15 protein-coding genes are annotated in these 12,521 nt (G+C 59.4%); 10 read left to right on the top strand and 5 right to left on the bottom strand.

The annotated features are described in order from the left end of the window. The first annotated feature begins 59 nt into the window (after positions 1-59). The gene (locus tag ACXZ1M_RS07385; RefSeq protein WP_459052531.1) at positions 60-1,007 is read left to right on the top strand and encodes a PEP-CTERM sorting domain-containing protein; all 948 of its coding nucleotides are present in this window, start codon (positions 60-62) and stop codon (positions 1,005-1,007) included. A gap of 61 nt (positions 1,008-1,068) precedes the next feature. Here the strand turns inward: ACXZ1M_RS07385 and rpmG are convergent, their stop codons facing one another. From rpmG to radC, 3 genes are all read right to left on the bottom strand, one after another. Next, on the bottom strand, positions 1,069-1,236 hold the full coding sequence (rpmG, locus tag ACXZ1M_RS07380) for a 50S ribosomal protein L33 (RefSeq protein ID WP_220461439.1): 168 nt from the start codon (positions 1,234-1,236) through the stop codon (positions 1,069-1,071). A 13-nt stretch (positions 1,237-1,249) separates the two neighbouring features. Continuing rightward, on the bottom strand, positions 1,250-1,486 hold the full coding sequence (rpmB, locus tag ACXZ1M_RS07375) for a 50S ribosomal protein L28 (RefSeq protein ID WP_026637479.1): 237 nt from the start codon (positions 1,484-1,486) through the stop codon (positions 1,250-1,252). A 161-nt stretch (positions 1,487-1,647) separates the two neighbouring features. Further along, on the bottom strand, positions 1,648-2,322 hold the full coding sequence (radC, locus tag ACXZ1M_RS07370; protein ID WP_459053982.1) for a RadC family protein: 675 nt from the start codon (positions 2,320-2,322) through the stop codon (positions 1,648-1,650). A 114-nt stretch (positions 2,323-2,436) separates the two neighbouring features. Here radC and ACXZ1M_RS07365 point away from each other — a divergent pair, with 114 nt between their 5' ends. The 6 genes from ACXZ1M_RS07365 to ACXZ1M_RS07340 all read left to right on the top strand — a co-directional run bounded on the left by ACXZ1M_RS07365 (position 2,437) and on the right by ACXZ1M_RS07340 (position 7,774). After that, positions 2,437-2,889: an FKBP-type peptidyl-prolyl cis-trans isomerase gene (locus ACXZ1M_RS07365; RefSeq protein ID WP_459052530.1), complete on the top strand. Its 453-nt coding sequence runs from the start codon at positions 2,437-2,439 to the stop codon at positions 2,887-2,889. Between the two features lie 7 nt (positions 2,890-2,896). Further along, a complete protein-coding gene (gene ispH, locus ACXZ1M_RS07360) occupies positions 2,897-3,862 on the top strand; it encodes a 4-hydroxy-3-methylbut-2-enyl diphosphate reductase (RefSeq protein ID WP_459052529.1) in 966 nt (321 codons plus the stop codon). Between the two features lie 247 nt (positions 3,863-4,109). After that, positions 4,110-5,039 (top strand): branched-chain amino acid ABC transporter permease, encoded by a 930-nt coding sequence (locus tag ACXZ1M_RS07355; RefSeq protein WP_373988595.1) that lies wholly within the window; start codon positions 4,110-4,112, stop codon positions 5,037-5,039. A gap of 11 nt (positions 5,040-5,050) precedes the next feature. After that, positions 5,051-6,268 carry an ABC transporter permease subunit gene (locus ACXZ1M_RS07350; protein ID WP_459052528.1) on the top strand — a complete coding sequence of 406 codons (1,218 nt, stop codon included), beginning with the start codon at positions 5,051-5,053 and terminating at the stop codon, positions 6,266-6,268. A 13-nt stretch (positions 6,269-6,281) separates the two neighbouring features. Then, positions 6,282-7,052 carry an ABC transporter ATP-binding protein gene (locus tag ACXZ1M_RS07345; protein ID WP_459052527.1) on the top strand — a complete coding sequence of 257 codons (771 nt, stop codon included), beginning with the start codon at positions 6,282-6,284 and terminating at the stop codon, positions 7,050-7,052. Further along, on the top strand, positions 7,052-7,774 hold the full coding sequence (locus ACXZ1M_RS07340; protein ID WP_459052526.1) for an ABC transporter ATP-binding protein: 723 nt from the start codon (positions 7,052-7,054) through the stop codon (positions 7,772-7,774). The genes ACXZ1M_RS07345 and ACXZ1M_RS07340 overlap by 1 nt, the downstream gene beginning before the upstream one ends. Positions 7,775-8,003: 229 nt before the next feature. Here ACXZ1M_RS07340 and phaP read toward each other — a convergent pair whose 3' ends face one another. Next, positions 8,004-8,564 (bottom strand): TIGR01841 family phasin, encoded by a 561-nt coding sequence (gene phaP / locus ACXZ1M_RS07335; RefSeq protein ID WP_459052525.1) that lies wholly within the window; start codon positions 8,562-8,564, stop codon positions 8,004-8,006. A 338-nt stretch (positions 8,565-8,902) separates the two neighbouring features. On the opposite strand from phaP, the gene ACXZ1M_RS07330 reads away from it, so the two are divergent. The 3 genes from ACXZ1M_RS07330 (at position 8,903) to pbpG (ending at position 11,729) form a co-directional block, all read left to right on the top strand. After that, the gene (locus ACXZ1M_RS07330; RefSeq protein ID WP_459052524.1) at positions 8,903-9,811 is read left to right on the top strand and encodes a DMT family transporter; all 909 of its coding nucleotides are present in this window, start codon (positions 8,903-8,905) and stop codon (positions 9,809-9,811) included. 20 nt (positions 9,812-9,831) lie between these two features. Continuing rightward, a complete protein-coding gene (locus tag ACXZ1M_RS07325; protein WP_459052523.1) occupies positions 9,832-10,527 on the top strand; it encodes a nitroreductase in 696 nt (231 codons plus the stop codon). A 128-nt stretch (positions 10,528-10,655) separates the two neighbouring features. Next, complete coding sequence (pbpG, locus tag ACXZ1M_RS07320) at positions 10,656-11,729, top strand: D-alanyl-D-alanine endopeptidase (protein ID WP_459052522.1); 1,074 nt, start codon at positions 10,656-10,658, stop codon at positions 11,727-11,729. Here the strand turns inward: pbpG and ACXZ1M_RS07315 are convergent. Beyond that, positions 11,711-12,490, bottom strand: coding sequence for an IclR family transcriptional regulator (locus tag ACXZ1M_RS07315; protein ID WP_373988587.1), 780 nt, complete (start codon positions 12,488-12,490; stop codon positions 11,711-11,713). The genes pbpG and ACXZ1M_RS07315 overlap by 19 nt on opposite strands. Positions 12,491-12,521 lie beyond the last annotated feature (31 nt).

The following is a 12,521-nucleotide window of genomic DNA, read 5'->3' as shown; positions in this document are numbered from 1 at the left end:
AACGTACTCGGGCATATGTTTTGCGATGAGTCAGGGACAATCACTCAAGGAGAATCATCATGTTGACTATTGCCAAAACAGTGCTCTGCACCGCCTTGTTGCTGGGTAGTTGGTCCGCCCAGGCCGGTGCCATCGATGTCCTGCTGAATATTGAAAGGGTGGTGGGCCTGACAGGAAAATCCATCGTAGCGACTTACGCGCGCACCAAGCACGCGCCGGCTGCGGCGCCGCTGAAACCTGGGGGCTGTGCGAAGAGCAGCGCCACCGGTGCGTCGGTGGTGTGCGACAACAGTGATGTGTTCACGCATCCGACTCCTCCTGGGTCCGACGTGGCGCTGGCGCATGCCGATGCGGTGGGCTTTCGCTTCTTATTCGGCAATGTCTCGACCAATGCCACCGCCCACAAAGGCGACTTCGCGGTGGCGGGGGCGTTTGCCAAGGCGGGCCTCAACTTTTCCGCCAGTGGCGGCACCGACTTCAAGCTCGGCGCCAAGCTCGGGCCGCTGACCCTGACCGCCAGCACGGACCCAGGGATTTCCAACTACCACCTGCAAATCACCGACCTGGGTGTGAACCAGTACAATGCCGACATCGTGCATCCCTTGCTCGTGAAGGATGTGCTGGAGACCGACAGCAGTATCGCCGGCGCCGCGCCGTCGCATGTGTTCTACGACTTGCAGATCTCCTTCAACGCCAGCACTGGGGATTACACCGTGAGCAATACCTCCGACTTCCTCAGCGAAGGACAGCTGCTGACGGCCGCCGATTTCGTCGTCGGCACGTTTCCGGAACTTGACCCCTTCGGCAATACGATCATGATGCCCGGCATTACGTTGAGCGATGTCGCGCTGGGCGATTTCGCGCTGACGTTGCCGGGCAGCGTGGACCCGCAAAACATCTCGGCCGACGCCATGCAGTTCGCGATCGCGATACCGGAGCCCGGCGTGCTGGCTTTGTGCGGAATAGGGCTGGTCGCCGGCTGGCTGGTGCGGCGCCGTCCGGCTTGAGCGCAATAAAAAAGCCGCTGAGCATATGCTGAGCGGCTTTTCTGTCGAAGCGAAGATCGAATTACTTGATCTTGGTTTCTTTGTACGTCACGTGCTTGCGAGCTTTAGGATCAAACTTGATGATCTCCATTTTCGCTGGCATGGTGCGCTTGTTTTTGGTGGTGGTGTAGAAGTGACCCGTACCTGCGGTCGATTCCAGCTTGATTTTGTCGCGGCCAGTTTTTGCCATGGTAGCTCCCTAATTAGACTTTTTCGCCACGGGCACGCATGTCGGTCAAGACGGCATCGATGCCGACTTTGTCGATTACACGCAGACCAGCGTTGGACAGACGCAGGGAGACCCAGCGGTTTTCAGATTCAACAAAAATACGACGGTTCTGCAGGTTAGGCAGGAAACGACGTTTGGTTTTGTTGTTTGCGTGGGAAACATTGTTGCCGACCATCGGCTTCTTCCCAGTAACTTGGCAAACACGTGCCATAACGCACTCCTTAAAAGACATTCCAAAATTGGAAAAACAAGAGTATATCGAAAAAAATCAGCTTTTTCAATCACTTACGAAAAACAATTGTGTCTCCATCGCGTGAAAATATTTAACAATTGTGAATTCGCTCGTAAACCCTTGAGCCCATAGGGGTAAACTCATAGTTGGCCGTGCTCCGCAAACGAGTGGACTTGACGCCCGGCGACCACAAAATGGTCGAGGATGCGGATATCGACCAGGGCCAGCGCCTGCACCAGCGCCCTGGTCAGCAGCAGATCGGACTCGCTGGGCTCCGGCGTGCCGGACGGGTGATTGTGGGCCAGCATCACGCTGGCGGCGTTGCGCGCCAGCGCTTCCTTCACCACTTCGCGCGGATACACCGAGGTGTGGGTGAGCGTGCCGCGAAACATTTCCCTGGCGTCGATCAGGCGGTTTTTTACATCCAGGAACAGCACGTGGAAGGATTCGAACGATTTGCCGGCAAAGGCGGTGCGCAGATAATCCTTGACCGCGCGGGGCGAGCTCAGCATCGCCCCGGCCTGCATTTCTTCGAGGATGGCGCGCCGCGCCAGCTCCATCACCGCCTGTAGCTGCGCGAACTTGGCCGGCCCCAGCCCGTGCACGGCGGCGAACTCGGGCAGGGTGGCGCCGAACAGTTTTTGCAGCGAGCCGAAGTGGTGCATCATGTCTGCGCCCAGCTGCACGGCATCTTTGCCGGCGACGCCGATGCGCAGGAAGATGGCCAGCAGTTCGGCGTCCGACAAGGCTTGCGCGCCTTCGCGGATCAGGCGCTCGCGCGGACGTTTTTCCTGTGGCCAATCGAGGATGGGCATGGCGGTTTCTCCGTGGGTCTCCATTTACTTTGCATGAGTTTTGGGCGCGGAGGGCGACGCGGATCAAAGGTGGCTTACAATATGGCCTTTGTCAGTCCAACCGAAGCTTAAGTCATGTCTATCGAGCAACCTGTCGTCACCGCGTCGTCGTATCTCACCCTGAACTATCGTCTGGCCTCGCTGGAAGGCACCGATATCGTCACCACCTTTTCCACCACGCCCGCCACGCTGCTGATGGGCCAGGGCCAGCTGGCGCCGGTGCTGGAAGAGTTGCTGATCGGCCTGCCCGAGGGCACGCACAAGACCTTCGACCTGGAGCCGGGTGTAGGCTTCGGTCCGCGCAATCCGGAACTGATCCGCCAGGTCAGCCGTGCCACGCTGGACGCCAACTCGGCGCCGGACGCCGATTACAAGATCGGCGACCTGGTCGACTTCGCCGCGCCGGGCGGCGGCCGCTTTGCCGGCATCCTGCGCGAGCTGGGCGAGGAGACCTGTTTGTTCGACTTCAACCACCCGCTGGCCGGCCAGCCGCTGAAATTCGAAGTTCAGCTGATTTCCGTGTTGTGAGGAACGCATGAGCGATAAAGAACTCCTGTTGGCCCAGCCGCGCGGTTTTTGCGCCGGCGTCGACCGCGCCATTGAAATCGTCGAGCGCGCCTTGCAGCAGTTTGGCGCGCCGATCTATGTGCGCCATGAAATCGTCCACAACGCCTATGTGGTGAACGATCTGCGCGCCAAGGGCGCCATCTTTATTGAAGACTTGAGCGAAGTCCCGCCCGGCAACACCCTGGTGTTCTCGGCGCACGGCGTATCCAAGGCCGTGCGCGCGGAAGCCGATGCGCGCGGCTTCAGCATCTTCGACGCTACTTGCCCGCTGGTCACCAAGGTGCACGTGGAAGTGGCCAAGATGCGCAAGCAGGGCTGCGAGATCATCATGATCGGCCACGACGGCCACCCGGAAGTCGAGGGCACCATGGGCCAGACGGAAGAGGGCATGTATCTGGTGGAAACCGTGGCCGACGTGGAAACGCTGCAGGTCACCAAGCCGGACCAGCTGGCTTACGTGTCGCAGACCACGCTGTCGGTCGACGACACCGCCGACATTATTGCCGCGTTGAAGCTCAAATACCCGGCCATCATCGAGCCTAAGAAGGGCGATATCTGCTACGCCACCACCAACCGCCAGGAAGCTGTGAAGTTCATGGCGCCGCAGGTGGAAGTGGTGATCGTGGTCGGCAGCCCGAACAGCTCCAACTCCAACCGCCTGCGCGAAGTGGCGGACAAGATGGGCACGCCCGCCTACATGATCGACAACGCCAGCCAGATCGACCCGACCTGGCTGGACGGCAAGCTGCGTGTGGGCGTCACCGCCGGCGCCTCGGCGCCCGAGGTGCTGGTGCAGGCCGTGATCGACCGTTTGAAGGAACTCGGCGTGCGCAGCGTGCGTCCGCTGGAAGGCGTGGAAGAGAACGTCACCTTCCCGTTGCCGAAAGGCCTCGACGGCACTCCAAAAGTTGCACCAATCGAGGGCAACGTCTAAACCTTTTGCCCACGGAGCGGAATATAATTCCGCTCCGTTGAGATTTTTCCACGATTAGTTTTTCGGAATTCTCGTTATCATTTGCCTCGCTCTAAAAAGTTGTCGTTTCGGCTTAATAATCCGGGGCGGCGCAGACTACGATCAGGCATGAAACTTGCATCGTGAACGTGTAGTCAACGGCGGCACTACGGGGACACCCGAGTGCCGTTTTTGTTAGATGGTCGCATAACAATAGGTAAGGGCACACATGGATACTTTTATCCAACAAATTATTAACGGGCTAGTGCTGGGCAGCATGTACGCACTGGTCGCGCTGGGCTACACCATGGTGTACGGCGTGCTGAATCTGATTAACTTCGCCCACGGCGATGTGCTGATGATCGGCGCCATGACCGGCCTCACCATCCTCAACATCCTCAACACGCATTTCCCCGAATTACCCGGCTATATCAAGCTGGCGATCGCCATTGGCGGCGCTATTCCGGTGTGCATGATCGTCAACGTCATCATCGAGCGCGTGGCCTACCGCAGCCTGCGCAACGCGCCACGGCTGGCGCCGCTGATCACCGCGATCGGCGTCTCGACGCTGCTGAACACCTTCGCCATGATGATCTGGGGCCGCAACCCGCTGCCGTTCCCGCAGCTGCTGCCGGCCGATCCGATCGCCATCGGCGGCGCACTGATCTCGCCGACCCAGATCCTGCTGCTGGCGCTGGCGCTGGTATCGATGGCCGGCCTGGTGCTGCTGGTGGAGAAAACCCGCATGGGCCGCGCGATGCGCGCCACGGCGGAAAATCCACGCGTGGCCGGCCTGATGGGCGTCGATTCGAACAAGGTCATCATCGCCACCTTCGCGCTGGGCGCGGCGCTGGCGGCGGTGGCGGGCGTGATGTGGGGCGCCAACTACGCCTCCATCCAGTTCTCGATGGGCTTCCTGCCGGGCTTGAAAGCCTTCTGCGCGGCGGTGCTGGGGGGCATCGGCAACATCTACGGCGCCATGCTGGGCGGGATCGTGCTGGGCATTATCGAAAGCCTGGGCGCCGGCTACATCGGCGACCTGACCGGTGGCTTCCTCGGCAGCCACTACCAGGACATCTTTGCGTTCGTGGTGCTGATCCTGGTGTTGACGGTGCGTCCGTCCGGCATCATGGGCGAGCGTGTCGCGGACCGGGCGTAAGGAGCACAAACATGGGTATTATGAATTTCGACACCACCCGCAATCCGCGCAAGGCCTACGCAAGCATGGCCGTGCTGATCATCGCGCTGCTGGCCTTCCCGTTCTTTGCTTCGCAGTTCGGTAACTCGTGGGTGCGCATCGCCGACATGGCTTTGCTGTACATCATGCTGGCGCTGGGCCTGAACATCGTGGTCGGCTTCGCCGGCCTGCTGGACCTGGGCTACATCGCGTTCTACGCGGTGGGCGCCTACCTGGCCGGCTTGCTGTCCTCGCCGCAGTTCGCCACCTTGCTGGAATCCGTCATCAACCAGTACCCGGTGCTGGGCGATACCCTGGTGGCGATTTTGGGGCCGGAGATCCAGCAGAACGGTATCCACCTGTCGGTATGGATCATCGTGCCGATGGCGGCCGCGCTGGCCGCGTTCTTCGGCGCGCTGCTGGGTGCGCCGACGCTGAAATTGCGCGGCGACTACCTGGCCATCGTGACTTTGGGCTTCGGCGAGATCATCCGTATCTTCATGAACAACCTGAACGAGCCGATCAACTTCACCAACGGCCCGCAAGGCATCAATCTGATCGATCCGATCCGTGTGTTCGGCGTCAACCTGGCCGGCGAGGCCGGTTCGCGCGCCACCGTGCATCTCGGCAGCTACGCCATGCCGTCGGTGAACGCTTATTACTTCCTGTTCCTGGCGCTGTGCGTGGCGGTGGTGTTTGTCACCTCGCGCCTGCAGCACTCGCGCCTGGGCCGCGCCTGGGTGGCGATCCGCGAAGATGAAATCGCCGCCAAGGCCATGGGCATCAACACCCGCAACGTGAAACTGCTGGCGTTCTCGATGGGCGCCTCGTTCGGCGGCATCGCCGGCGCCATGTTCGCGTCGTTCCAGGGCTTTGTGTCGCCGGAATCGTTCTCGCTGACCGAGTCGATCGCCGTGCTGGCGATGGTGGTGCTGGGCGGGATCGGCCACATTCCGGGCGTCATCATGGGCGGCGCGCTGCTGGCGGCCCTGCCTGAGGTGCTGCGCCACATCGTCGAGCCGCTGCAGGAAAAGCTGTTCGGCCACGTGCTGATCGAGGCGGAAGTGCTGCGCCAGCTGCTGTACGGCCTGGCCATGGTGCTGATCATGCTGAATCGCCCGGCCGGCCTGTGGCCCGCGCCCAAGCACGAGGATCGCCCGGATGGCGATTCCGACACCAAGAATCAATCGTCCGGCGTGATGGCGGCTTGAGGAAGAGATAACAATGACTGAACAGGTAATTCTCCAGATCGCCGGCGTCAACAAGCGCTTCGGCGGCTTGCAGGCGCTGACCGATGTTGGCATCAAGATCACCCAGGGCCAGATTTACGGCCTGATCGGCCCCAACGGCGCCGGCAAGACCACTTTCTTCAACGTCATCACCGGGCTGTACCAGCCGGACACCGGCACCTTCGAGCTGGCCGGCAAGCCGTATTCGCCGTCGGCGCCGCACGAGGTGGCCAAGGCCGGCATCGCCCGTACCTTCCAGAACATCCGCCTGTTCGGCGAGATGACGGCGCTGGAAAACGTCATGGTGGGGCGCCACGTGCGCACCAAGCAGGGCGTATTCGGCGCGATTTTCCGCCACAAGGCGGCGCGCGAGGAAGAAGCGTCGATCCGCAAGCGCGCGCAGGAGCTGCTCGATTTCGTCGGCATCGGCCAGTTTGCCAACCGCACGTCGAAATTCCTGTCCTACGGCGACCAGCGCCGCCTGGAGATCGCCCGCGCGCTGGCGACCGATCCGCAACTGCTGGCGCTGGACGAACCGGCGGCCGGCATGAACGCCACCGAGAAACTGGCGCTGCGCGAACTGTTGATCAAGATCAAACAACAGGGCAAGACGGTGTTGTTAATCGAACACGACGTCAAGATGATGATGAGTTTGTGCGACCGCATCATGGTGCTCGAATACGGCAAGCCGATCGCAGAAGGCCTGCCGGCTGAGATACAAAGCAATAAGGCTGTGATTGAAGCCTACCTCGGAGGATCGCATTAATGAGCGACAACGTTCTTAAAGTATCGGGACTGAAAGTCGCGTACGGCGGCATCAAAGCGGTTAAAGGGATCGATCTTGAAGTAAACAAGGGCGAGTTAATTGCGCTGATCGGCGCTAATGGCGCCGGTAAAACCACCACGCTGAAAGCCATTACCGGGACTTTGCCGCCATGTAAAGTCGAAGGGACGATTACTTATCAGGGCGAAGCGCTGAAAGGTACTAAATCTTTCCATTTGGTGGAAAAGAAACTGGCGATGGTTCCGGAAGGTCGTGGTGTATTTACCCGCATGTCGATTCAAGAGAATCTGATGATGGGTGCATATACTCGTAATGATAAAGCCGGTATTGAAGCTGATATTGCGAAATGGTTTGATGTATTCCCGCGTTTAAAAGAACGCGCGCAGCAATTGGCGGGTACTTTATCCGGTGGTGAACAGCAAATGCTGGCGATGGCGCGCGCATTAATGTCGCATCCGCAGCTGCTGTTATTGGATGAACCGTCGATGGGTTTATCGCCGATTATGGTCGATAAGATTTTCGAGGTCATCCGGAATGTATCGAAAGAGGGGATTACCGTTTTGCTGGTGGAGCAGAATGCCAAGCTGGCATTGCAGGCCGCGCATCGCGGTTATGTCATGGACTCGGGCAATATCACCATGACCGGCAACGCCCAGGACATGCTGGACGATCCGCGCGTGAAGGCCGCCTACCTGGGCGAGTAAGGCTACTCCCGCTGCAAACAAGCCGCCCAGAGTGATCGGGCGGCTTTTTTATCGCCTATCCATGCCAGATTTTGGCACGTAAATGCCATTTTCCAGCTTGGGAAGGGCGAAAAAAAAGCCTCGGTATGAACCGAGGCTTCTAAGGACACCCGTTTGAAGCGGAAACCACGGATGCCGAGGAGACCATTACAACGGGATGCCGGCACCCTACCGTGCCGGCGTCCTGTATTTATTTCTTGGCTGGAGCCACTTTAGCGGCGGCAGCGGTGAATTGGTTCACAGCGGCGCTGACGTTGGTTTCCATCGATTCAACAGCTTGTTTTGCCGTTTTGGTGAATTGCTCGTAACCGGCGTTCGCATTGCCGATAGCCGATTTAAACAGGGCTACTGCGTTTTCCGAACCGGCTGGTGCGTTTTTGCTGACTTCTTCAACCAGCGAAATAACCTTGCGGTTGGTTTCGGCGATTTGGGTTTCAGCAGCTTTGCTGAATTCAGCACCGGTGCTCGAAGCGATGGTCGCCAGGTGACGGCCATAAGCGATGGTTTTTTCTGCGTTTGGCTGAGCTTGCGCTGCAGCCAGCGAGAAGAATTCTTGTGGATCTTTAGCAGCCAGCAATTGCTTGGTGGTTGCCGACGATTCTTCCAGCGATGCCTTGGCGGCGGTCAGGTTCAGATCGACAAATTTCTCCACGCCTTCAAATGCTTTATTGGTCAGGGTCGAGAAAATAGCGAATTGGGCTTCAAAGTTAGCTTTGGTCGCATTCGAAAATTGCTCAGGAATCGAAAACATGTGGTTCTCCAGGAAAAATAGTCGTTTAAATGAATACTGCTGGTGTTTCTACCGTCGGTGAGAAACAAGCAAACTACGTTTCAGACCGAACAACAAATTGTGCAACGCAACAAACCCGATTTTACGGCCTTCAGAAATTAAGTCAAGCGATTTTTTGTGCGTTGCACCAAAGCACCGAAACTTAAGCTGGTGGAAATGTTTGCAAAACGTCCTATCCCTTGGGAATAGCGAAAGCAGGGGCTTGCGGGTGAGGAAATGGCTGCCGTGGTAGACTTGGGCCATCCCGAGTCGGCGCCGTAATCCGGCGCCGATTGCCTTTTAGATCACAAGTCTGCCTGATGCCAGAATCCTCCAAAGCAGTGCCGGCCGCCGCGCAGGCCAGTTTCCTGTCGCCGCTGCCCTTGTTTTTCGTGTTGCTGTGGAGTAGCGGCTTCATCGTGGCCAAGTTCGGTCTGCCATACGCGCCGCCGCTGACCTTCCTGCTGATGCGCTTCCTCGGCGTGCTGGCGTTTCTGGTGCCGGCCGTTCTGCTGCTCAAAGCGCCTTGGCCGCGCGGCAAGATCGGCCATATCGCTGTCGCCGGGATTCTGGTACAGGCCGGTTACCTGATCGGCGTCTGGTGCGCGATCAAGCAGGGCATGCCGGCCGGCTTGTCGGCCCTGATCGTTGGCATGCAGCCGATTTTGACCGCCTTCGCGGCGCCGCTGATCGGTGAGAAGGTTCGTCCCGCCCAGTGGCTGGGATTGCTGTTCGGCATCGGTGGCGTCGGGCTGGTGGTGGCGGCCAAGATTCAGCTGGTCGGCCTGTCGGTGGATGCCATTTTGTTGTGCGTGCTTGCACTGCTAAGTATCACGGCCGGCACCCTGTATCAGAAACATCACTGCCCGCAATTCGACCTGCGCGTGGGCACGGTGATCCAGTTTGCGGCGTCCACCGTGGTGGTATTGCCGCTAGCTATTATTTTTGAAGGGCTAGGCCCGGATTTTGCTGCTGTGCAGTGGGAGCCGCGCTTTATTGGTGCTTTGTTGTGGTCGGTGTTGGGCTTGTCGATCGGCGCGATCTTCCTGTTGTTTGCACTGATCCGCAGAAATGACGCCACCCAGGTCACCAGCTTGATGTATCTGACGCCGCCGACGACCGCTATCATGGCGTGGTTGATGTTTGGCGAAGCTTTTAATGCCCTCGGCATGACTGGCATGGCGCTGGCCGTCACCGGCGTCATATTCGTGGTCAGGAAACCAAAGTGAATCAAAGTGATCAAAACAGCATGATTGCCACTCCAGCCCAGCAAGCGGTCGACGCCGCGATCACCTCGCGCCGCTCGATCCGCGCCTTCCTCGACACGCCGGTGGCGCAGGAGGACATTGCAGCCATCTTGCAGGTGGCCGCGCGCGCCCCGTCCGGCACCAATACGCAGCCGTGGAAGGTCTACGTCTTGCAAGGTGAGCGCAAGCAACAGTTGTCTTCTGCCATTTTGGCCGCACATGGTGACCAGGAGCTGGCGCGGCAGCACTCCGAAGAGTACGCCTACTATCCGCGCGAATGGGCGTCTCCCTATATCGACCGGCGCCGCAAGGTGGGCTGGGATTTGTACGCATTATTGGGTCTGACCCGCGACAACAAGGTCGGCATGGCCGCCCAGCATGGCAAGAACTACACATTTTTCGGCGCACCCGTCGGACTGATCTTTACCATCGACCGCATCATGGAGCAGGGCTCGTGGCTGGACTACGGCATGTTCCTGCAAAACATCATGGTGGCGGCGCGCGGACGCGGACTCGATACTTGCCCGCAAGCCGCTTTCACGCAGTACCACCGCATCATCCAGGAACAGCTGGCTTTGCCTGAGCAGGAGATGGTGGTGTGCGGCATGGCGCTCGGTGTTGCCGATATGAGCAAGATCGAGAATTCTTTGATAACTGAGCGCATGGCGCTCGAAGAATTTGTTAAATTTATCGATTGATACAGCTTGCTTTTCCCGTATTGCGGCTACGCAACCAATCGCGGGGAAAAGGTTAAATTCGCTTGCGCTCGCTCAGCGTTTTGCTACACTGCAACGAGCGTTGTATTGAAATTTTTTGGGGAATACGAATGATTAAACTCGCATTAAGCGCGCTCATCTCGCTGATGTTTGCTTCCGCAGCCATCGCCGCACCGGCCGTGGACGCAGGCGGCACCGCGCCCAAAAAACAAGTCGTGAAAAAGAAACGCCAACCGGTGCGCGTTGCCGCCGTCGAGGCGTCCGGTCGCGTGGTAAAGCGCGTGACCAAGGTCAATGGCAGGCGCACGGTGGTGTACCAGCGCGTGCTGGCCGCCGCTCCGGCAACGCCGACCATGGGCGACCTGGCGGGCCTGAACCACACCAACGATCCGCTGGCCCTGGCCTCGAATGTGGCGCTGGTGCTCGATCAGGCCAATTCGGAAGTGCTGTTTGAAAAGAATTCCAACATCGCCTTGCCGATCGCCTCGATCACCAAGATGATGACCGGCCTGGTGGTGGTTGAAGCCAAGCAGGACATGGACGAAGTCCTCACCGTCACCGACGAAGACGTGGACCGCGAAAAATTCAGCAGCTCGCGCCTGCGCGTCGGCACCCAGATGAGCCGCGCCAGCATGCTGCACATCGCCCTGATGAGTTCGGAAAACCGCGCCGCTTCTGCGCTGGGCCGCAACTATCCGGGCGGCAAGCCTGCCTTCGTCGAAGCGATGAACGCCAAGGCGCGTGAACTGGGCATGACCGACACCCACTACGTCGATTCCAGCGGCCTGTCGAAAATGAATGTGGCCAGCGCACGCGACCTGGCCAAGCTGGCCATGGCGGCCTACCAGCAGCCGATGCTGCGCCAGTTCTCCACCGATCCGAAAGCCACGGTGGAACTGAGCAACGGCCGTCCTATGCAGTTCGGCACTACCAACCATCTGGTGGCGAGCCCGGACTGGGCCATCGGCCTGCAGAAAACCGGTTTCATCAATGAAGCGGGGCGTTGCCTGCTGATGCAGGCGGTGATTGAAGGCCGCTCGGTCATCATGGTATTCCTCGATTCCAAGGGCAAGCAGTCGCGGACGGCCGACGCCGGCCGCATGCGCAAGTGGCTGCAGGCATTGCGCCCAGCCAATCTGGTCGGCGGCGGCAGCACCGCCACGTCTTACTCGACCGGGATGTAACCGAGGGTGACGGAGATCTGGCGCGCAGTCAGCACCAGGTCTTCGAGCCATTCTTCCTGCAAGCGGTCGGCCGGCGCCGAGATCGACAGCCCGGCAATTAGCTTGCCGCCGTCGTCGTAGATGCCGGCGGCCATGCAGCGCACACCCAGTTCCAATTCCTCATTATCCCGCGAGTAGCCGCGCGATTTCACCAGGCTCAGCTCGCGTTCCAGCTTGCCCAGGTCGGTGATCGAATTCTTGTTGTGACCGGCCAGGCCGGTACGCGTGGCGTAGGCGCGGATCGCCTTCGGCTCGTCCACCGACAGGAATAGCTTGCCGGTCGAAGTCAGGTGCAGCGGACCGCGTCCGCCGATGGCGCGCACCACCTGCATGCCCGAGCGTTCCGAGAAGGCGCGGTCGATGTAGACGATCTCGTCGCCCTGGCGCACCGACAGGTTGATGGTCTGCTGGGTTTTTTTGTGCAGTGCACGCATGAAATCCAGCGCGGCTTCGCGCACGGACAGGCGGCTCTTGACCACATTTCCCAATTCCAGCAGGCGCATGCCGAGCCGGTAGGTGCCCGGTTCGACCCGGTCGACAAAGCGGCTGACCACCATATCGTTCAAAATCCGGTGCGCGGTGGACGGGTGTAGCCCCGAGACCTTGGACAATTCCTTGAGGCTGACGGGATCGGGATACTTGGCAAGGGCATCGAGCAGCGCCACCATGCGCTCAATCACCTGGATGGTGGTCTTTTGCTCCGGAACGGTTTCGATTTTCATGATGTGGTTGGTGCGATGCAGTATTCGATAC

The sequence above is a fragment of the Duganella paludis genome (assembly GCF_054461335.1).
Note: the sequence above shows the minus strand (reverse complement) of the source record. Positions and strands in the feature narration are given on the sequence as shown.